We start from the raw sequence: 18,310 nt of genomic DNA, 5'->3' as shown, positions 1-18,310 counted from the left end.
TCTCCTAGGGTCCACGTGGCCCGCAAACGGGGCCGTGATTAGTGGTTGTCTTCGAGGAGGTCGGTGACCAACTCGGCGATGGCTGAGCGTTCGGATCGCTGCAGCGTGATGTGGGCGAAGAGTTCGTGATCCTTGAGCTTCTCGATGACCGCCTGTACCCCATCATGACGTCCGACACGCAGGTTGTCGCGCTGCGCCACGTCGTGGGTGAGCACGACGCGCGAGCCACGGCCCAGGCGCGACAGTACTGTCAGCAGCACGTTGCGTTCCAGCGATTGGGCCTCGTCCACGATGACGAAGGAGTCGTGCAGGCTGCGGCCGCGAATGTGGGTAAGCGGGAGGACTTCGATGAGATCGCGGGCCTGGATTTCTTCCATCACGTTGTCCGAGACCAGCCCGTCGAGGGTGTCGAACACCGCCTGCGCCCAGGGGTTCATCTTCTCTGTTTCCGAACCTGGCAGGTAGCCGAGGTTCTGCCCGCCGACGGCGTAGAGCGGGCGGAAGACGACGATCCGGCGATGCTCGTTGCGCTCGAGGACAGCTTCCAACCCGGCGCACAGGGCGAGCGCCGACTTGCCGGTTCCAGCCCGGCCGCCGATGGACACAATGCCCACTGAATTGTCCAGCACAAGGTCAAGGGCGACGCGTTGCTCAGCCGAACGCCCCTGGAGGCCGAAGGCCTGAATGTCACCCCGCACGAGCCGCACGGAGCCATCGGCGCAGACCCGTCCAAGGGCGGACTGGGTGTTGCTAATCAGCGTCACGCCGCAGTGCACCGGCAGTTCTTCCGCCCCGTCGACGTAGACAGAGCCATCCCGGTAGAGCGCGTCAATGGTCTCGGCGGTGGTGTGAATGGTCTCCATGCCGGTGTAGCCGGTGAACACGACGTCCTGCGCGTGGTATTCATCCGCCGCCAGCCCCACCGCACCGGCCTTGACGCGCAGCGGCACATCCTTGGTCACCAGCGTCGTGTCATGCCCCTCGAGCTGCAGGTTAAGGGCGCAAGCGAGGATGCGATGATCGCCTTCGGTACCGCGGAAGGCGGCCGGAAGGCCGGATTGATCTTGGTGGTTGAGCTCGACGCGCAGCGTGCCGCCATCGACGTTGATGGGAACGGGCTGGTCCAGGCGCTCGTAGGTAGAACGCAGGTCCTCCAACATGCGCAGCGCCTGACGGGCGAACCATCCGAGTTCGGGGTGGTGGCGCTTGGCTTCCAGCTCGGTGATGACAACGACGGGGAGCACGACCTGGTGCTCCGCGAACTTGCGCAGCGCCCACGGGTCAGACAACAACACGGAGGTGTCGATGACGTAGGTGCGGGTGGCCGTTGACGTGTGGCGGTCGAGCTGATCGTCGTTCAGGTAGTCGGTTGTGGTGGTCGAATCAAACATCGTTGTCGTTCTCCCCATCGCCTGGCTAATGGCACTTTCCGCCGAGCTCTCAGCTGCCCGGTTGACCCCAGATTAGCCGCCCCAAGTGGAAATTACATGGGTGGAAGATGAAGTTTTGGTGACGTTACTTATCACCGCTTATCGACGCCCGCGTCGCCCACCGCGGGTGGGCGCCTTCTTCTTGGCGGGCTGCTGCCCACGCCGTTGTTGCTTGGCTAAGGTCTTCTCCCGAGCACTGCGCTTCGGTGTGGCCTGACGGGAGGAATTGGCGGTGCGACCTTTGGCGATGCCGACAAAATCCTGGATCGCCTCGTTGTCGTCGTCTTTGCGCCATACCAGGGCAATCGAGGTCGGGGACACGCCCGGGCCACGGTAGTCGCGGTGTTCGATCTGCTTGCGCGAGAGGACTTTGATCAGTGGGCGCGGGGCGATGAGCACGCCGACGTTGGCGGCCACCACTTGCAGACCTTCGCGCACCTTCGCTACCTCCGCACCGGAGTAGTTGAGGATCTCCCCGGAGATATCCTCCTGGGTCAGAGAATCCAGCAAAGTCAGTTCGCTGTCCTTGGGCAGGGCGATGCCGGGGGCCTCGTCGTAGAGCGTGACCATGTGGAAGGCTTCGCCTTCCGCCTCCAGGCGGACGTCCGGGAGGCGGACGAGGGCGAGGGAGACGCGGGCGTCGATAAGCTCGGTGAGGGGATCATCCGAATCGAGGGTGCGAAGTTCGCCGTGGCTGGTGCGCTCGCGGAAGCGCGCAAACCACTTTCCGGGCTCGGTGCCGGTGACGAAGCTTAAGGTCAGCATGGGGGTAATGCTACCGTGGGGCGTGTGAATGAAGATTCTGCACGTCAGCCGTCCGGTATTGCGATGAAGCCGCAGACCGCTGCCAAGAAGCTGGGCATCTATCTGCCCGCCACTCCAGAGGAATTCCAGAACAACGCGGTCACCCACGTCGAACTGAAGCAGCTCCTGGAAAACCCGCCGGAGTGGCTCGCCGACCTGCGCCGCACCGGCCCGCACCCGCGCCCGATGGTGGCTCAGAAGCTCGGCATCACCATCGCCGCGCTCAAGCGCAATGACCTGGACAAGCCGTTGACTACCGCCGAGATTAAGGCCCTGCTTGCAGACCAGCCTGAGTGGTTGCGGGTTGCGCGCACCCAGCTCGCCGAAGGGCGCGCGGAAGGCGCTGAGTCCGCCGAGGACTGACGCACCTGACCCCCTGAACGTTCTATAGGGATTCCCCTAGTTTCATGTGACGGATAACACTCTTGAATGTGATTATCCGTTAAATCACTTGAAGCTGTGAAGGGCTAATCACTATGAACACCACCACTTGGGCGTCACCCGCCCACCGCCGCACGGTGTACCTCGTGCTCGCGGTCGTCGGAATCTCGATTCTCTTCGACGGCTACGACCTCGTCATCTACGGCGCCGTCCTCTCCACCCTCCTCGAAGACCCGAGCCACATCGGCGCGCTCAGCCCGGCCGTGGCCGGAACCCTCGGCTCTTACGCCATGGTCGGCGTCATGATCGGTGCCCTCTCAGCCGGCGCCGTCGGCGACCGCTTGGGACGCCGCAAAGTGATGCTCACGGCCATCGTGTGGTTCTCCGTGGGCATGGGCCTGACCGCCTTGGCCAACTCCATCGCGATGTTCGGCTTCCTGCGCTTTATCACCGGCCTCGGCGTCGGCATGATCGTCGCCACCGGCGGAGCCATCATCGCCGAGTTCGCTCCCGCCAACCGCAAAAACCTTTTCAACGCGATCGTCTACTCCGGCGTCCCCGCGGGCGGTGTGATGGCCTCGATCCTGGCCCTGCTCCTCGAAGACACCATCGGCTGGCGTGGACTATTCATGATCGGCGCCACCCCCATCCTCTTCCTCCTGCCCCTGGCCTACGTCGCCCTTCCGGAATCCCCGCGCTGGCTCGTCTCCCGTGGCCGCCGCGCCGACGCTCACGCCGTCTGCGCCCGCCACGGCCTCCCCGAGGAGCAGTTCATCGTCGCCGACACCGCAGCTGCCGACGCCTCCGTCGAGCGCACCACCGCCGAGCGTGATCTGGAAAAGACCGGCTTTGCTGGCATCTTCTCCCGCTCCTACCTGCCGGGCACCATCCTCATCGGCGCGATGTCCTTCATCGGCTTGCTCTCCACCTACGGGCTGAACACGTGGCTGCCGAAGATCATGCAGGCGAATGGCGCCTCCCAGCACGACTCGCTCTATTCGCTGCTCGCCCTCAACGGCGGCGCCGTCGTCGGTGGACTCATTGCCGCCCGCTTCGCCGATCGCATCGGGGCCAAGACGGTCATTACCTCCACCTTTGCCTTGGCCGCGATTTCCCTAGCGATCCTGCCGGTGTTTGATACCGTCGCCCCGATGTACCCGCTCATCGCCCTCGCCGGCGTCGGCGTGCTGGGCACGCAGGTACTTACCTACGGCCTGACCTCGAACTACTTCGGCACCGCTGCCCGTGCAGCGGGCGTGGCCTGGTGTGCTGGTTTCGGACGCCTCGGCGGCATCTTCGGCCCCGCCATCGGCGGCCTCATCATCGGGGCTGGCTTCGGCGCCACGACGTCGTTCTGGCTCTTTGCCGGCGCCGCCCTCGTCGGCGCGGTGTGCACGGCACTCATCCCCCGCTCCCCGGCTGACGTCAAGATCGTCGCCGAGCCGACCCCGCTGGAGCCTGCTTCTACCCGCTAAAGCTCGAGGTTTACCAGCTCAGATCAGCCGACTCCCCATCGTCAAAGCGTACTGTCGCTGTGGCGGTGGGTTCGAGCGTGAGGGAGACCTCGCAGCTGTGTCCGCCCTTGCTCACCCGGTAGGACAACGCCTCGTTGCTCTTGTCCACCACCTCCACTGTGGCGGTGGTCAGCCACGGGTGGCGGCGGCGCATCCCGATGAGCTGGCGGTAGAGATCGAACATCCAGCGGCCTTGCGGCGCCAGGTCATCTGGGGAAGCGGGCAGCGGGGGTCGCAGGGCGTCGTCGGTGGAAAACCCGGTGCCCTTTTCGCCACGGAAGGCTTGTTCGTCGCCGTAGTAGATGCTCGGCACGCCGGGCAGGGTAAACAGGAGGGTGGCGGCCACGGCTGCTCCAGCATCGCCGACGACGCTGGCGATGCGATCGACGTCATGGTTGCCCACGAAGGTCTGCATGAATCCGCCGCGGACGAACTCGGCGTGGCGGCCTAAGGCATGATTCAACTCCCAGAAGTTCACCTCCTTGATGGAGGACCAGGTGGCCTTCCACAGTTCGTATTGGGTGACGGTGTCCAAGTGGCCGTTGTGGATGAGGTCGAGGTAGTCGCCGTGGATGATCTCACCAAGGAAGACGGCATCCGGGTAGTTCTTCCGCACGCGGTCGGTCACCTCAGCCCAGAATGACGTCGGCACGGCATAGGCGACGTCGAGGCGCCAACCGGCGATTCCGCGCCCGAGCCAATACTCCATGACGTCGACGACGAGGTCCACCGCCCGGGGATCGGAATGGTCGAGTTCGACGAGGTCGCCGTGCCCCTCCCAGCCGACCGGCTGGCCGTGTTCATCACGCTTGACGGGACCGCCACCACTGACCAGCGGATGGGTGGCGGCGACGTGGTTGAACACGCCGTCGAGAAGCAGGCTGACGCCGCGTTCGCGGCAGGCAGCCATGAAGTGGTCAAAGTCGGCGTCATCGCCCAGGCGAGGATCGATCTGGAAGTGGTCGAGGGTGTCATACCCATGCGAGACGGATTTAAAGATGGGCGCAAACAACAAAGTGTCGCATCCCAGTTCAACGGCGTAATCCAGCCAGCCGGTCAGCTGCGGGAGCCGGTGGGTGGTCTCGTTTGGGTCGAAGTCCCGGAAGGGTGCCCCGGTGGCGCCGAGGGGGTAAAGATGCCAGATGACGGCGTGGTCGAGCAGGGACATGAACGGACTCCTATTGAGTGTGGATCAATAACTAGTTACTGACTCTAACTCAATAGCGTATATGCTGACAAGCGTGAGCACCCGAAAACGCCTGAGCACGTCCGAGCGACGCCTCGTCATCCTCGACGCCGCCCGCAAGGCGTTCCGCGACCACGACTACCCCGACGCCTCCGTGCCCGACATCGCGGCGGCATCGGGAAGCTCCCAGGCCCTGGTCTTTCACTACTTCTCCTCCAAGGCCGGGTTGCACGCCGCCCTGGTCCAGGACGCGACCACGCGCCTGGCCGCAGCACACCGCCAGGCCATCGAATCTCTCCCCGACGGATCGAGCACCCGCGACCGGATTCAGGCACTCCTGCTCGCACACCTTGACGCCATCGCCGCCAATCCCTCCCTCGTCGCCGGACCCGGCGAACCGCCCATCACCCGCGAAGTACGCGACGAGGCCCGCGCGGAGTTCGTGGCGCTGTTACGGGCCATGCTCGGTATCGGGGACTTCGCCCGCCACGAATGGGCACTATGGGGGTGGGTCGGATTCCTTGATCGGGTCGCCCGACGCTGGCAGGAATCCGGCTGCCCGGAGGACCAGCGCTGGCCGCTCATCGACGCCACCCTCGGGGCACTGGAAGGCGCCTTGGGCGACTGGCAGGTCAACGGCCAATAAGTCGATTCAGCCGCCGGGTCGTGGCCTGCGCGGGAGTGGCCGTCGCTTCCCGTTGCTCTCCCCCGGCCGTCACCCAACCCATCACCGGCGTCCACCCATGCAGAGCATTCCCGGCCCAGACTGGGAGGTCCACTAACTCCCCCACTGTCACCTCTCGCGCACCCCAGCCGGGCACCAGCGCGCGAGTGGCCGCGGCCGTCACCGAGGGCAGTTGCCGTGGGTGCCGGGCAAACATCATTCGGCCGTTTTCCTCCCAGGCCAGGGCACTGTGCGCAGCTTCGGCGACCAGTCCGTCATCGGTCCACAGCAGAGCGTCATCGGCACCCAGCGCATGCGCCTGCGCGCGCAGCTGCGCACACCATTCCAAGTCGGGGCCCTTGACCAGGGGGCGTTCCCGCTGCTCAGGGCCGGGCGGGACCCACAGCACCGTGTCCTCCCGCAGAGTCTGGGCCGGGCGCACCCGCAGGTATAGCTCCGCGCCGTGGGCCTCGATGCGCGGAAACCACCTCCCCACCCCGGGGACGCAACCGGGCACGTGAGCGAGGAACGACTCGGCCCCCGGGATGTTGCCCAGGAACCGGTTGCGGTGCCGCTCCCACTGGGCCACGCGCCCATCATCGACCAGCCAGGAATCCGCCACATCCACGGCGGAGGGTGGCTCCGCCGATTCCACCAAGCACGACCCTGACCAGCGGAAGATCATTGGGGGAACTCGCAATCGAACAAGCGCAACAGCGGCGCCGCCTTGGTTTGGGTCTCTTCGTATTCCGCCACCGGATCAGACAACGCAATGATCGCCCCGCCGACCCCATACGACACCCCAACCGCATCCGCGACGATCGTGCGGATGACCATGGACAGATCCATCGACCCGTTGAGGGAGAAATAGCCGATCGCGCCTGAATAAATTCCCCGCGGTCCCTGTTCGAGGCGGTCGATGATCTCCATCGTCCGCACCTTCGGCGCCCCCGTCATCGAGCCACCAGGGAAGCTCGCCCGCACCACATCGACGGCGGTCTTCCCCGAGGCCAGGCGGCACGACACGGTGCTCACGAGTTGGTGGACCGTGGCATAAGACTCGACCTCGAAGAGCGGCTCTGCGCGCACGCTGCCTGGCTCCGCCACCCGCGTGAGGTCATTGCGCACGAGGTCGACGATCATGAGGTTTTCGGCCCGATCCTTGTCGTTGACCGCCAGATCGGAACGCAGGCGCGCGTCTTCCCGCGGATCAGTACTGCGCGGCCGCGTGCCCTTGATCGGCCGCGACTCCACCGTCCCATCGTCGCTGACCTGCACGAACCGCTCCGGCGTCGACGACAGCACCGACACTCCCCCGATCCGCAGCAGAGAGCCGAAGGGCGTCGGGTTGGCCGCCCGCAACGCCGAGTAGGCCGGCATGACGTCCACGGCGCCATCAGCGACCAGCTGGTTGGTCAGGCACACCTCATAGGTTTCGCCCTGCCGAATGAGCTCCAAACACTCCCCGACCAGACCCAGGTAGTCCGCGCGGGAGTGCCGCGCCTGCAACTGCCCAGTCCACTGATGCTTATCGACGCCCGCCCGTCCCCCCAGTCCCGCCACCTCGCGCGCCGTCTGCGCGCACCAGGCGCGCTGCTCGGCGTCGTGCTCCGAGCCGATGAGGGCGATGACGTGGGTACGCCGCAGGGCGTGGTCGATGACGATCGCTCGGTCGGCGAAGATCATCCCGAGGTCGGGGTGAGGGGAAGTGTGCGCGGCCTGCCCGCCGCATTCGGCCTTGAGTTCATAGCCCAGCCAGCCGACCCAGCCGCAGGTGAAACCCCCGAAGGCCTCCGCGTCCGCCACGTCGATGGTGTTGGCGGCGAGGTCGTCGGCTAGCTCCGCCAACAAGGAGGTCGAAGGGGCGACCCGTTTGTTCCACACCCTCGCCAAGGGGCCGGAGCTGTCACCTAAGTAGGAAAAGCGCCCGCTACCCCGGTCGGGGGCCGTCGAATCCAACCAAAAGGCATCGGTGGAGTCGGCGAATAGTGCCGCGTAGACGCTCTCGCCGTCGGCTTCCTCATCCACCGTGACGGAGTGCAGGCGCCAGCGGGACCGGGAGCGTTGGTTCCGCTCGGCGGCCAGAGACAAGAAGTTGGCGATGATCGCGTGACCATCGAAGCCGCCGATCGACTCGGGGTGAAACTGCACGCCCCACTGCGGGAGATGGCGGTGAGCCAAACCCATGACGAGGCCGTCGTCGGTGCGCGCCGTTACCGCCAGGGTCTCGGGCACCTCGGTCACCACCAGCGAGTGGTAACGCACCACGTCGATGGCGGGTGGGAGGCCGGCGAAGAGCCCGGCGGCGTCGTGACGCACGGGGAACACGCGACCGTGGACGGGCTCCGGGGCCAGGTCCACGGTGCCACCCCAGGCGTGGGCGAGTGCCTGATGGCCGAGGCAGACGCCGAGGACGGGGACGCGGCCGTCGATAAGCACGTCGAGGCAGATACCGATATCCCCCGGCCGGTCGGGGCGACCGGGACCGGGGGAAATGATGACGGCATCGAAGCCAGCCACCCGCTCGACGTTCCAGCCGGGCTCATCATTGCGGATGACTACCGGCGTGGTGCCGGTGAGATCTTCGACATAGGCGACGAGATTCCAGGTAAAGGAGTCGACGTTGTCGATGATGAGGATGCGCAAGATCTAGTTGATCTTCCACTCCTCCAGGCCCTCATACAGCGGGTACTGATCGGTCAGCTTGGCCACGCGGGCCCGCAGGGACTCGACATCAGCGTTCTTGCCATCGACCAGGGCGGTGCCGATGATGTCCGCGACCTCAGTGAACGCAGCATTATCGAAACCGCGGGTGGCCAGCGCCGGAGTGCCGATGCGCAGACCGGAGGTGACCATCGGCGGGCGCGGATCGTTCGGGACGGCGTTGCGGTTAACGGTGATACCGACCTCGTGGAGGAGGTCCTCGGCCTGCTGGCCATCCATCTCGGAGTTGCGCAGATCGGCCAGGACCAGGTGAACATCAGTGCCACCGGTGAGAACATCGATGCCAGCAGCCTTCGCATCGGCGGCGGTGAGGCGCTCGGCGAGCAACTTCGCACCCTCGATCGTCCGGGCCTGGCGCTCCTTGAACTCCTCGGTACCGGCGACCTTGAGGGCCACGGCCTTCGCGGCGATGACGTGCATGAGCGGGCCGCCCTGCTGGCCGGGGAACACCGCCGAGTTGAGCTTCTTCGCCCACTCCTGCTTGGCCACGATGAGGCCCGAGCGCGGCCCGCCCAAGGTCTTGTGCACCGTGGTGGAGACGACATCGGAGTAGGGCACCGGCGAAGGGTGCAGGTCAGCGGCCACGAGCCCGGCGAAGTGGGCCATGTCGGTCCACAGGTACGCGCCCACCTCGTCGGCGATGGAGCGGAATGCCTCGAAGTCGAGGGTGCGCGGGTAAGCCGACCAACCAGCGATGAGAACCTTCGGGCGCTCGGCCAGGGCCTGCTCTCGGACGCGATCCATGTCGATGCGGTGGGTCTCCGGGTCGACCTCGTAGGCTACAACCTCGTAGAGCTTGCCGGAGAAGTTGAGCTTCATGCCGTGGGTGAGGTGGCCGCCATGCGCCAACGACAGGCCCATGATCTTGTCGCCTGCGTCCGCCAGCGCATGAAGGACAGCGGCGTTAGCCTGGGCGCCGGAATGCGGCTGAACGTTAGCGAACTCGGCGCCGAACAGTGCCTTCGCGCGGTCGCGAGCCAGATCCTCGACGATGTCCGCGTTTTCACAGCCACCGTAGTAGCGGCGGCCCGGGTAGCCCTCGGCGTACTTGTTGGTGAACACGGAGCCCTGCGCCTGCAGGACTGCGCGAGGAACAAAGTTCTCGGAAGCGATCATCTCAAGGAAGTCACGCTGACGAGTGATTTCGCCACCAATCGCGGCGTGGACTTCCGGGTCAAGAACCGACAGTTCCTGGTAGCGCAGGTCATCAGGTGCGTAGGTCATGGGCAGTTCGGCCAGCCTTTCTGAGTTTTCACGGCGGTTTTCACAGCGTTCGCTGTTGAAGCATACCGCCCCAACATTGTCTGGCACCCCCAAACCCAGGGTTCTATTCAGGCTCCTGACACAATGGGGGCTATGTCGCGCCCCAAGGACAGCACCCCTTACGTGGACTTTGACCGCGCCTCCTGGCGGGCGCTGCGAAACTCCATGCCCCAGGTCCTCACCGAGGACGAGGTTCAAGAACTACGCGGCATCGGCGAGAACATTGACCTGGAAGAAGTCGCCGAGGTTTATCTCCCGCTCTCCCGCCTCATTCACCTGCAGGTATCCGCCCGCCAGAAACTCATCGCGGCCACTGAGACCTTCCTGGGGAGTTCCTCCGGGCACGTGCCCTTCATCATCGGCGTCGCCGGCTCGGTCGCGGTAGGTAAATCAACAACCGCCCGCCTGCTCCAGGTGCTGCTGCAGCGCTGGGAATCCCACCCGCGCGTCGACCTGGTCACCACCGACGGATTCCTCCTGCCCGCCGTGGAGCTCAACGCCCGGGGACTCATGCGCCGCAAGGGCTTCCCCGAGTCCTACGATCAGCGCGCCCTCCTGCGGTTTGTCACCGACGTGAAATCCGGCGCCGCGGATGTCGACGCCCCCGTCTACTCCCACCGCCTCTACGACCGGGTCCCCGACGAGGTGCAAACCATTTCCCAGCCCGACATCCTCATCGTCGAGGGGCTCAACGTCCTCCAAACCGGACCCACCCTCATGGTCTCCGACCTATTCGATTTCTCCGTATACGTCGACGCCCACACCAGGGACATCGAACGCTGGTATATCGACCGCTTCCTCCAACTGCGCACCACCGCCTTCCGCGAGCCCGGCGCGCACTTCTCCCACTACGCCGAGCTCGGCGACGCGAAGGCCCAGGCTGAAGCCCGTGAGATCTGGCAGTCCATCAACCTACCCAATTTGGTGGAAAACATTTTGCCCACCCGCGTGCGCGCCTCGCTCGTGTTACGCAAAGGCGCCGACCACTTGGTTGAACGAGTGCGTATGCGCAAGATCTAGGCGCCGTTGGCTCGCGCCCACTCCACGACGGAGTCCAGCTCAGCAAGGTCGAAGCGGTCGACGTCCTTGCCGTAGGCATCGATCATTGCGCGGTCGTTGTCGGACTTGCGCGGCTTGAGCTTTAACGCGGCGACGATCGCGCGCATCACCGCATGGTGCTTGGGGCTGAGCTCGGAGTAGTTGAGGCGCCCCGGCAGATAAAAGCGGGTGACGTGCTCCGCTTTGTCGCCGAGGAGCGCGGCACTGCGGTCTTTCCGACGGGCCTCCTCCAGCAACGTCATGCCGACGGTGCACAGGGCAGCGGGCCGCACCCCCGCGCTGACCTGGTCGAAAACCTCTAAGCCCGGGACGCTGGGACCATGCGGAAAGGAAAGCAGGATGAGGGGGCCGACGGCCCCCAGCGGGACGTCGATAAGCAAAGAGGAATCCTCGGGGAGCTCCTGCGCCTCAACGCCCAGGCGCTCGGCAAGGGCATTCGCGTAGTCCCGGGTGGAGCCGTAGGCGGAACGATAAACGATGGTGGCGGTCACGGGGCCCCAGTATAGGCCCCTATTTTCCAAAGCGACGGGAGCGCTTGGAGTATTCGCGCAGCGCACGGAGGAAATCGACCTTGCGGAACGCCGGCCAATAGGTATCGGTGAACCAGATCTCCGAATAGGCCGCCTGCCACAGCAAAAACCCCGAGAGTCGCTGCTCACCCGAAGTACGGATGACCAAGTCCGGGTCCGGCTGCCCAGAGGTATACAGGTGCGTGGCCAGGGATTCCGCGGTGATCTTGTCTACCAGCTGCGCCGGATCCGTCCCAGCTTCCACCTCTTCCTGGATGAGGTCTCGCACCGCGTCGACGATCTCCTGCCGCCCGCCGTATCCCACGGCAATGTTGACGGTGATACCTTCCCGCGCCAGCGTCGGCGCGGCGGACTGGCGCAGCCGATCCGCCACCTCCACCGGCAGCAGGTCCAGGTGCCCGACGAGGCGGACCCGGCAGGTGTAATCCTCGCTGGACAGCTCATCCACCACATCGCCAATGATGCCGAACAGCAACTCCAACTCCGCCAGCTCGCGGCTGAGGTTCTCCGTCGACAGCAGATAGACGGTGATGACCTCCACCTCCGTGTCGGCCGACCATTGCACCAGTTCGCCGATCTTTTTCGCCCCGGCCCGGTGCCCGTGGCTGACGTCCGCGTGCCCTGCTTCGCGCGCCCACCGCCGATTGCCATCAGCCATTATCGCGATGTGCTTAGGTTGGCGCGCGCCGGAGAGCTCGCGCCGCAAACGGGCTTCATACAGCGGGTACAGCAGGCGGGACAGTTTCACGCGTCTCAGTCTAGCTAGGCACGTCGGCGCTCGCGTACGGCAGCGGCAAGCTCGGCGAGCAAATCAACCGTGGTATCAAAATCCATGCACGCATCCGTCACCGACTGCCCGTACACCAGGCCCTCGCCGCCGTTGCTGCGCAACTTCACCGGATCGAGCGCCTGCGCGCCCGCCACCAGGAACGACTCCATCATGACCCCGGCGATCGCCTCGTTGCCCGCCGCGACCTGAGCCGCCACAACCCGCACGACATTCGCCTGCTGGACGTGGTCTTTGCCGGAGTTGGCGTGCGAAGCATCCACCATGAGCCGGGCCTGCGGCCCCAGCTTATCGACGACCGCCCCCACCGACTCCGCGTCGAAGTTCGGCGCGGACGTGCCCCCACGCAAAATCACGTGGCAATTTCCATTGCCCGCGGTCTCCACCACGGCGGGGTGTCCATCGTCGGACGTGCCAAAGAAGAAGTGCGGCTGAGAGGCGGCGGCGACGGCGTCGATAGCCACCTGAATGTTGCCGTCCGTGCCGTTCTTGAAACCGATCGGCATGGACATCCCCGACGCGAGCTGGCGGTGCACCTGCGACTCGGTCGTCCGGGCACCGATCGCCCCCCAGGCCACGGCATCGGCGTAGTACTGCGGGGAGTTCGGCTCCAGGAACTCACACGCCGTCGGCAGATCCAGGTTGACCACGTCCGTTAAGACTTCCCGCGCAATGTTAAGACCCTCGGCGACGTCGTAGGAGCCATCTAGGTGAGGATCATTAATCAGCCCCTTCCACCCGACGGTCGTGCGCGGCTTCTCAAAGTAGACCCGCATGACCACCTTGAGATCTTCATCCAGCCGCTTGGCCAGCGGGGCCAGGCGGTTAGCGTAATCAAGCGCGGCGACCGGATCATGGATCGAACACGGCCCCACCACCACAACGAGGCGGTCATCATCGCCGGCAAAAACATCCGCAATATCCTGCCGATCCTGTTCAACCTTTTCCTGCTGCGCCTCCGTCAACGGATGCTGGGCCTGAACCTGCGCCGGACTGGGTAAATCGTGGAAGGCCCGCACCCGCTTATTTGACGTCGACGGGGAATCGTGGAGGGAAACTGGAGAACTCATGGTCGTGTGGTGTCCTTTGCTGGTGTGGTGGGTGGGAAGCAAGCAAAAAAGCAGCCCCTCGACCCGGTGTCCGGGGAGGTGCTGCTTGGCTTCGGCTAGTGTTCGCTGCTGAGTGCGCTAGGCGTGCAGGCGATATGGCGAGGCGGCCACTGCCGAAGCCCCACCAAAATAAAATCGCTGTACGAACATGGCGCTGATTATAGCACAGCGGATTAGAACCAGCGCTTTTTGCGGCGATCCAACAGTCCGGCCTCATCCATCGCCTGATCGACGGCCTCGACGTCAAAGACATCCAGCCCATTCTGCTCGGCGAAAATCCGGCGACGGTTGTAACGGCTGTAGCGGCGATGGAAAGCCCAACCGATACCGATAACCACGACGCCCAGGACCGCGAGGAGCGGCAAACCAATCGGCGAGGCCTTACCGAACTCCGGCCCCAGGGGTCCCCCCTGTTGCTGCTGAGCGAGAATCATCGCGGACTGCGCCTGCCAGGCCACGACGTTCACGTGATCAATAAGGCTGCCAATAGAGCTAACGGACACGGCTGACTCTTCCTACTCGCCGGTATTTTCTTTAAGGATAGCCCGCGGCATCCAGACCTGCGAAAAGATCATCCTCCGGCAGCGATGTAGGCACCCGCACCTTCGCCAGCTCAAACTCCTCCGTCGGCCACAGCTGCTGCTGAGTCTCCACCGACGTGGCCAAGAAGGCACCCGCTGGATCGATCTGGGTGGCATGGGCGATGAGCGCCTTTTCCCGGTTGGGGAAGTACTCCGCGCTGTCCACCTGAGTGGTCACCCGCGCCATGATGTCCGCCGGGTTACTCTCCCAGCGTTCCAGCATCGGGCCGTAGGGGCTCGTCTTCCCTTCCGCGATGAGGCGATCGTGGAACATCTGCATGCGCTGGCGCACAAAGCCGTGGGTGTAATACAGCTTTAGCGGCGTCCACGCCTTGCCCAACTCCGGGGCGAAGTTTTCATCGCCAGCCTGCTCCCACGCGATCATCGACGCCTCATGCACTTTGAGGTGATCCGGGTGCGGGTACCCTCCGTTTTCGTCATAGGTAATGATGACGTGCGGGCGGAAATCGCGAATAACCTGCACCATTTCCTTCGCTATCTCCCGGCCATCCTCGAGAGCGAAGCTCCCCTCCGGCAGCGGCGGCAACGGATCCCCCTGCGGCAACCCAGAATCCACGTGGCCAAGCCAGACGTGCTCGACGCCGAGGGCAGCCGCGGCCGCAGCCATCTCCTCGCGGCGGATACCAACGATGTTTTCCATCACGCCCGGGCGATCCATCGCCGGGTTGAGGATGTCACCGCGTTCGCCACCGGTGCAGGTGAGAACCATGACCCGATTGCCTTCGGCGGCGTATTTGGCCATGGTGGCCGCACCCTTGGATGACTCATCATCGGGGTGGGCATGAATTGCCAGAAGGCGGAAACCACTCACAGAATGTCGCTTCCTTCCCAGAAGTCTTCGGATCTGTAGTCAACCTCCCCCATAGTAGTGGTTGCTTCCCTCCCCTTGGCCATTCGATAGGATGAGCTGGACAAGCACCGCAGAGGTTCCACCCGAGTTCAGAGGTTGAAGATGAGCACTCCCGCCGCCCGCCGGCCCGAAGCCCGCTACGGCTCGGCTAGAAGCCCGAAGACTCCCAGTGGGCTCTCGGGAAAGATCATCGCCATCGTCAGCGTCATCGTTCTCATCGCTTTCATCGCGGTGTTCGCCCGCTTCATCATGAACCGCGATGACCGTTCCGTCACCATCGAGATGGTCTCCCACGAGCGCATCGACGACCAGACCATGCGCCTGTGGGTCGACGTCACCCGTGACAACGTCGATGACCCGTCCTACTGCATCGTCACCTCCCTCAACTACGGCATGGCCGAGGTCGGGCGACGCGAACTCCTTATCGAGCCCGGCGGAGATCGAGTACAACGCTTCGAAGTCGACATCCCCTCCCGCGACCTCCCCGTCTCCGGCGGCGTCTACGGCTGTTCCACCGAGATTCCCTCCTACCTGTCTGTTGGCGCTTAATCTGGGGCCGCAGCGCCTGTGTTAAAATCCCTGGGAATTGATCACTCCGGTGGGTGATGCTCGGGGGGCAACAGGCTCCCCGCCTGGACTGATCCTCTGCCCACCGGATACGCAGGGAAGGCAGGCACGGCATGTCAGATAAGCAGTACATCACCCCGGAGACCAAGGCGAAGCTGGAGCTCGAGCTTCAAGGGCTCATCGATCACCGCCCGGTGGTCGCCGCCGAAATCAACGAGCGCCGCGAAGAGGGCGACCTCAAGGAAAACGCCGGCTACGATGCCGCCCGCGAGATGCAGGACCAGGAAGAGGCCCGCATCAAGCAGATCTCCGAGATCCTGGCTAACTCCACCACCGACCGCGGCAACGTCGTCGAAGGCGTCGCCCTCGTCGGCTCCGTAGTCCACGTCTTCTACAACGGCAACGAGGACGATAAGGAAACCTTCCTCATCGGTACCCGCGCCGCCGCCTCGGACAACAAGGACCTGGAGACTTACTCCGAGCAGTCCCCGCTCGGCGCTGCCCTGCTGGGTGCGAAGGAAGGCGAGACCCGCGAGTACACCTCCCCCAACGGCACCGTCATCACTGTGACCTTGGAGTCCGCCGCACCTTATGATTCTCAACTTGCTGCCACGCCGCGCGTGACCAAGTAGTCTCAGATAAAAATCGTGAACACTCGGAGGATTTCCACCATGACCCGCCCCTTTGGCCGCAAGGCAATCGCTATCGTTGGCGCCGCTGCCGCCGCGCTCGCCCTGGCAGCTTGCACCCCACCGAACGAGAACCCGTCCGACCTCAAGGTTGACACGGCGACCGAGTTCCAGGCTCCTTCCTCCGAGTCTTCCACCGTCGTGACGACTGACAACTTCGGCAACGTAATCGAGGAACCTGCCACCGACCCTCAGGTCAGTGCAGTCGACGAGCCGGCCTCGGAAATCACCGCTACTACGACTCCGGCGAGCTAACAGATGAACAAGCGCACCTTCGCCACCGCCGCCGCTGCCCTCAGCCTCGTCCTGGCGGCCTGCACCCCGCCCAACGAGAACCCCTCCGACCTCAAGGTCGACACCGCCACGCAGTTCCAGGCCCCGACCTCATCTGCTCGGCCCACCCTGGATACCGCCAACCTACCGGGCGTCATCGACTGCGTCGGAACCCCCGACTACGAGCCGACAACCCTGTCCCTAGCGTGTGCGGGCAACAACGACCGCCTCTTCAACATCGACTGGGAAACCTGGACCGAAGAGTCTGCGACGGGCATCGCCTCCCGCGAGACCAACACCTGCGACCCCACCTGCGCCGACGGCACATTTGAGACGACCAGGAACGTCGAAGTGGAACTCTCCGCCCCGATCCAGGGCCCCAACGGCCTCGTCTTCACCGCACTCACCGTCGACGGCGAACCGATCGTCATCTAACTCAGCTTCGCCCCAGCCTGACCGCACTGCGGTCAGGCTTTTTGCTTATCGACGCCGCGCTTCCATCAGGTTGCAGGGCAAGACGTGTCGGATCGTGCCCCAACTTCGACCTTGCACCGGGGCGTCGCACTCGGTCAACGCTGCGACTGAGTAATGCAGCTACCTGAGAATGCTCCCTAGCCCTTCAGTCCCACGGAGGCGGCGAAACCAGCACTTCCTAACAACTCGGCGGGTTTGGAAGGGCGAATGACCCCGGAGTTGTTAGGAAGTGCTGGTTTCGGGTTCCGAACTCGGTCCCGGCGCGGTGGTAGCGCGAAATCCTGGGCGCATTCCGTCGTCGGGCAGTCCACTGCCTCGCGTCGTAGATCGCGCGGAGAACCAGGTGCCCACCGCTGAGCATGACGAAACCCCCTGTCGTTCGGCAGGGGTTCGGAGAGAAACTGGCTAGTTGCTTCGGAAGTACGAGAGCAGGCGCAGGATCTCGGTGTAGAGCCAGACCAAGGTGACGGCCAGGCCGAGAGCGACACCCCAGGCCATCTTGGAGGGAGCGCCAGCGCGGATCATCTTGTCAGCGGAGTCGAAGTCGGAGAGGAAGCTCATGGCTGCCAGGCCGATGCAGACGATAGAGAAGATGATGGCCAGCATGCCGCCGTCGCGGAGGGGGTTGGCGCCAGTGAAGACGGCCAACAGCAGGTTGCCCAGCATGAGGACGAGGACGCCGACGAGGGCTCCGGTGAGGACGCGGTTGAACTTCGGGGTGACCTTGACGGCGCCGGTCTTGTAGACGAAGAGCATTCCGAGGAAGACGCCGACGGTGCCGAGGACGGCCTGGCCAATCATGACGCCGGCGTCTGCGCCAGCGACCATGGTGTTGGTGAACAGCATGGAGATGCCACCGACGAATAGGCCTTCAAAGGCGGCATAGATCAAGGTAACGGCGGCAGAGCCGTACTTCTTACCGAAGGTAGCGACCAACACCGTGACCAAACCACCGATGGCGCCGACGATGGTCAGGAGCACGGTGAGGCCGGGGTTGATGAAGTGGATACCGTAGTTGACCACGGCCAGTGCGACGATGACGGCGAGGGTGATACCGGTCTTGGACACCACGTCATCAACAGTCATCGGGCGCTCGCCCGAGGTGATCTGGCCTGCCGGGGACTGACCATAGCCGGAGTACGGGCTTTGGTAGTCCTGGGTCTGGAAGGCGCCGGTTTGGGCGCCGCCCTTGGCGGTGGTCAGGGAGTTCATGACAGGGTTGCTGCTTCGCACTAAACCCAGTCCTTTCATTCTCTTAGAGTTGGTTGTTACTGAGTACAACGTACCAACCTTTTCTTTAGTTCCCACGATGAAATCCGAGCAGGTATGCTGTGCGCTAACCTCGAACCGGCTATAGAGAAAGCGCAGGTGACCTCCCTCCAGTGGAGCCTCCCCGACAATCAT

20 protein-coding genes are annotated in these 18,310 nt (G+C 64.3%); 8 read left to right on the top strand and 12 right to left on the bottom strand.

The features are described from left to right. Positions 1-38: 38 nt before the first annotated feature. A complete protein-coding gene (gene phoH2, locus CATRI_RS04230; RefSeq protein WP_290220055.1) occupies positions 39-1,391 on the bottom strand; it encodes an RNA 5'-3' helicase PhoH2 in 1,353 nt (450 codons plus the stop codon). A gap of 138 nt (positions 1,392-1,529) precedes the next feature. Continuing rightward, positions 1,530-2,195 carry a type 2 periplasmic-binding domain-containing protein gene (locus CATRI_RS04225; protein ID WP_290220053.1) on the bottom strand — a complete coding sequence of 222 codons (666 nt, stop codon included), beginning with the start codon at positions 2,193-2,195 and terminating at the stop codon, positions 1,530-1,532. 63 nt (positions 2,196-2,258) lie between these two features. On the opposite strand from CATRI_RS04225, the gene CATRI_RS04220 reads away from it, so the two are divergent. Together CATRI_RS04220 and CATRI_RS04215 are read left to right on the top strand one after the other, a co-directional pair. Then, positions 2,259-2,597 carry a DUF5997 family protein gene (locus tag CATRI_RS04220; protein WP_435384191.1) on the top strand — a complete coding sequence of 113 codons (339 nt, stop codon included), beginning with the start codon at positions 2,259-2,261 and terminating at the stop codon, positions 2,595-2,597. Positions 2,598-2,710: 113 nt separating this feature from the next. Next, positions 2,711-4,090: an MFS transporter gene (locus CATRI_RS04215; protein WP_290220049.1), complete on the top strand. Its 1,380-nt coding sequence runs from the start codon at positions 2,711-2,713 to the stop codon at positions 4,088-4,090. 10 nt (positions 4,091-4,100) lie between these two features. On the opposite strand, the gene CATRI_RS04210 is transcribed toward CATRI_RS04215, so the two are convergent. After that, positions 4,101-5,297 carry an alpha-amylase family protein gene (locus CATRI_RS04210; protein WP_290220048.1) on the bottom strand — a complete coding sequence of 399 codons (1,197 nt, stop codon included), beginning with the start codon at positions 5,295-5,297 and terminating at the stop codon, positions 4,101-4,103. Positions 5,298-5,370: 73 nt separating this feature from the next. On the opposite strand from CATRI_RS04210, the gene CATRI_RS04205 reads away from it, so the two are divergent. Then, the gene (locus tag CATRI_RS04205; RefSeq protein WP_290220045.1) at positions 5,371-5,961 is read left to right on the top strand and encodes a TetR/AcrR family transcriptional regulator; all 591 of its coding nucleotides are present in this window, start codon (positions 5,371-5,373) and stop codon (positions 5,959-5,961) included. On the opposite strand, the gene CATRI_RS04200 is transcribed toward CATRI_RS04205, so the two are convergent. Genes CATRI_RS04200 through glyA form a run of 3 tightly spaced genes read right to left on the bottom strand, consistent with a single transcriptional unit; the run spans position 5,948 to position 9,927 of the window. After that, on the bottom strand, positions 5,948-6,664 hold the full coding sequence (locus CATRI_RS04200; RefSeq protein ID WP_290220043.1) for an aminotransferase class IV: 717 nt from the start codon (positions 6,662-6,664) through the stop codon (positions 5,948-5,950). The genes CATRI_RS04205 and CATRI_RS04200 overlap by 14 nt on opposite strands. Next, on the bottom strand, positions 6,661-8,625 hold the full coding sequence (gene pabB, locus CATRI_RS04195) for an aminodeoxychorismate synthase component I (protein ID WP_290220041.1): 1,965 nt from the start codon (positions 8,623-8,625) through the stop codon (positions 6,661-6,663). The genes CATRI_RS04200 and pabB overlap by 4 nt, the downstream gene beginning before the upstream one ends. 3 nt (positions 8,626-8,628) lie before the next feature. After that, a complete protein-coding gene (gene glyA, locus CATRI_RS04190; protein ID WP_290220039.1) occupies positions 8,629-9,927 on the bottom strand; it encodes a serine hydroxymethyltransferase in 1,299 nt (432 codons plus the stop codon). A gap of 132 nt (positions 9,928-10,059) precedes the next feature. Here glyA and coaA point away from each other — a divergent pair, with 132 nt between their 5' ends. Then, positions 10,060-10,986, top strand: coding sequence for a type I pantothenate kinase (coaA, locus tag CATRI_RS04185; protein WP_290220037.1), 927 nt, complete (start codon positions 10,060-10,062; stop codon positions 10,984-10,986). Here the strand turns inward: coaA and CATRI_RS04180 are convergent. The 5 genes from CATRI_RS04180 to mca all read right to left on the bottom strand — a co-directional run bounded on the left by CATRI_RS04180 (position 10,983) and on the right by mca (position 14,864). After that, positions 10,983-11,516: a flavodoxin domain-containing protein gene (locus CATRI_RS04180; protein WP_290220035.1), complete on the bottom strand. Its 534-nt coding sequence runs from the start codon at positions 11,514-11,516 to the stop codon at positions 10,983-10,985. The genes coaA and CATRI_RS04180 overlap by 4 nt on opposite strands. Positions 11,517-11,535: 19 nt before the next feature. Next, on the bottom strand, positions 11,536-12,303 hold the full coding sequence (locus CATRI_RS04175; protein ID WP_290220033.1) for an isoprenyl transferase: 768 nt from the start codon (positions 12,301-12,303) through the stop codon (positions 11,536-11,538). A 14-nt stretch (positions 12,304-12,317) separates the two neighbouring features. Then, positions 12,318-13,412 (bottom strand): 3-deoxy-7-phosphoheptulonate synthase, encoded by a 1,095-nt coding sequence (locus CATRI_RS04170; protein ID WP_290220031.1) that lies wholly within the window; start codon positions 13,410-13,412, stop codon positions 12,318-12,320. A gap of 212 nt (positions 13,413-13,624) precedes the next feature. Next, the gene (locus CATRI_RS04165) at positions 13,625-13,885 is read right to left on the bottom strand and encodes a hypothetical protein (RefSeq protein ID WP_290220947.1); all 261 of its coding nucleotides are present in this window, start codon (positions 13,883-13,885) and stop codon (positions 13,625-13,627) included. 100 nt (positions 13,886-13,985) lie between these two features. Further along, positions 13,986-14,864: a mycothiol conjugate amidase Mca gene (gene mca / locus CATRI_RS04160; RefSeq protein ID WP_290220028.1), complete on the bottom strand. Its 879-nt coding sequence runs from the start codon at positions 14,862-14,864 to the stop codon at positions 13,986-13,988. A gap of 141 nt (positions 14,865-15,005) precedes the next feature. On the opposite strand from mca, the gene CATRI_RS04155 reads away from it, so the two are divergent. The 4 genes from CATRI_RS04155 (at position 15,006) to CATRI_RS04140 (ending at position 16,867) form a co-directional block, all read left to right on the top strand. After that, the gene (locus CATRI_RS04155; protein ID WP_290220026.1) at positions 15,006-15,452 is read left to right on the top strand and encodes a DUF4307 domain-containing protein; all 447 of its coding nucleotides are present in this window, start codon (positions 15,006-15,008) and stop codon (positions 15,450-15,452) included. Between the two features lie 131 nt (positions 15,453-15,583). Beyond that, positions 15,584-16,102: a transcription elongation factor GreA gene (greA, locus tag CATRI_RS04150; RefSeq protein ID WP_290220025.1), complete on the top strand. Its 519-nt coding sequence runs from the start codon at positions 15,584-15,586 to the stop codon at positions 16,100-16,102. 39 nt (positions 16,103-16,141) lie between these two features. After that, positions 16,142-16,414, top strand: a complete 273-nt coding sequence (locus CATRI_RS04145; protein WP_290220023.1) for a hypothetical protein — start codon at positions 16,142-16,144, stop codon at positions 16,412-16,414. A gap of 3 nt (positions 16,415-16,417) precedes the next feature. Then, the gene (locus CATRI_RS04140; RefSeq protein ID WP_290220021.1) at positions 16,418-16,867 is read left to right on the top strand and encodes a hypothetical protein; all 450 of its coding nucleotides are present in this window, start codon (positions 16,418-16,420) and stop codon (positions 16,865-16,867) included. A 444-nt stretch (positions 16,868-17,311) separates the two neighbouring features. Here the strand turns inward: CATRI_RS04140 and CATRI_RS04135 are convergent, their stop codons facing one another. Further along, positions 17,312-18,139: a Bax inhibitor-1/YccA family protein gene (locus CATRI_RS04135; protein WP_290220019.1), complete on the bottom strand. Its 828-nt coding sequence runs from the start codon at positions 18,137-18,139 to the stop codon at positions 17,312-17,314. Positions 18,140-18,310: the final 171 nt, after the last annotated feature.

Source organism: Corynebacterium atrinae, from assembly GCF_030408455.1.
In the GTDB taxonomy this organism is placed as follows: domain Bacteria; phylum Actinomycetota; class Actinomycetes; order Mycobacteriales; family Mycobacteriaceae; genus Corynebacterium; species Corynebacterium atrinae.
The sequence above is the reverse complement of the archived record's forward strand: the minus strand, read 5'-3'. Positions and strand labels throughout refer to the sequence as shown.

Coding starts and splice junctions, on each gene's coding strand:
- phoH2 (WP_290220055.1), bottom strand. CDS start 1,391: ATGTTTGATTCGACCACCACAACCGACTACCTGAACGACGATCAGCTC.
- CATRI_RS04145 (WP_290220023.1), top strand. CDS start 16,142: ATGACCCGCCCCTTTGGCCGCAAGGCAATCGCTATCGTTGGCGCCGCT.
- CATRI_RS04140 (WP_290220021.1), top strand. CDS start 16,418: ATGAACAAGCGCACCTTCGCCACCGCCGCCGCTGCCCTCAGCCTCGTC.
- CATRI_RS04155 (WP_290220026.1), top strand. CDS start 15,006: ATGAGCACTCCCGCCGCCCGCCGGCCCGAAGCCCGCTACGGCTCGGCT.
- CATRI_RS04170 (WP_290220031.1), bottom strand. CDS start 13,412: ATGAGTTCTCCAGTTTCCCTCCACGATTCCCCGTCGACGTCAAATAAG.
- greA (WP_290220025.1), top strand. CDS start 15,584: ATGTCAGATAAGCAGTACATCACCCCGGAGACCAAGGCGAAGCTGGAG.
- CATRI_RS04200 (WP_290220043.1), bottom strand. CDS start 6,664: ATGATCTTCCGCTGGTCAGGGTCGTGCTTGGTGGAATCGGCGGAGCCA.
- CATRI_RS04215 (WP_290220049.1), top strand. CDS start 2,711: ATGAACACCACCACTTGGGCGTCACCCGCCCACCGCCGCACGGTGTAC.
- CATRI_RS04220 (WP_435384191.1), top strand. CDS start 2,259: ATGAAGCCGCAGACCGCTGCCAAGAAGCTGGGCATCTATCTGCCCGCC.
- CATRI_RS04165 (WP_290220947.1), bottom strand. CDS start 13,885: ATGATTCTCGCTCAGCAGCAACAGGGGGGACCCCTGGGGCCGGAGTTC.
- CATRI_RS04210 (WP_290220048.1), bottom strand. CDS start 5,297: ATGTCCCTGCTCGACCACGCCGTCATCTGGCATCTTTACCCCCTCGGC.
- CATRI_RS04225 (WP_290220053.1), bottom strand. CDS start 2,195: ATGCTGACCTTAAGCTTCGTCACCGGCACCGAGCCCGGAAAGTGGTTT.
- glyA (WP_290220039.1), bottom strand. CDS start 9,927: ATGACCTACGCACCTGATGACCTGCGCTACCAGGAACTGTCGGTTCTT.
- coaA (WP_290220037.1), top strand. CDS start 10,060: ATGTCGCGCCCCAAGGACAGCACCCCTTACGTGGACTTTGACCGCGCC.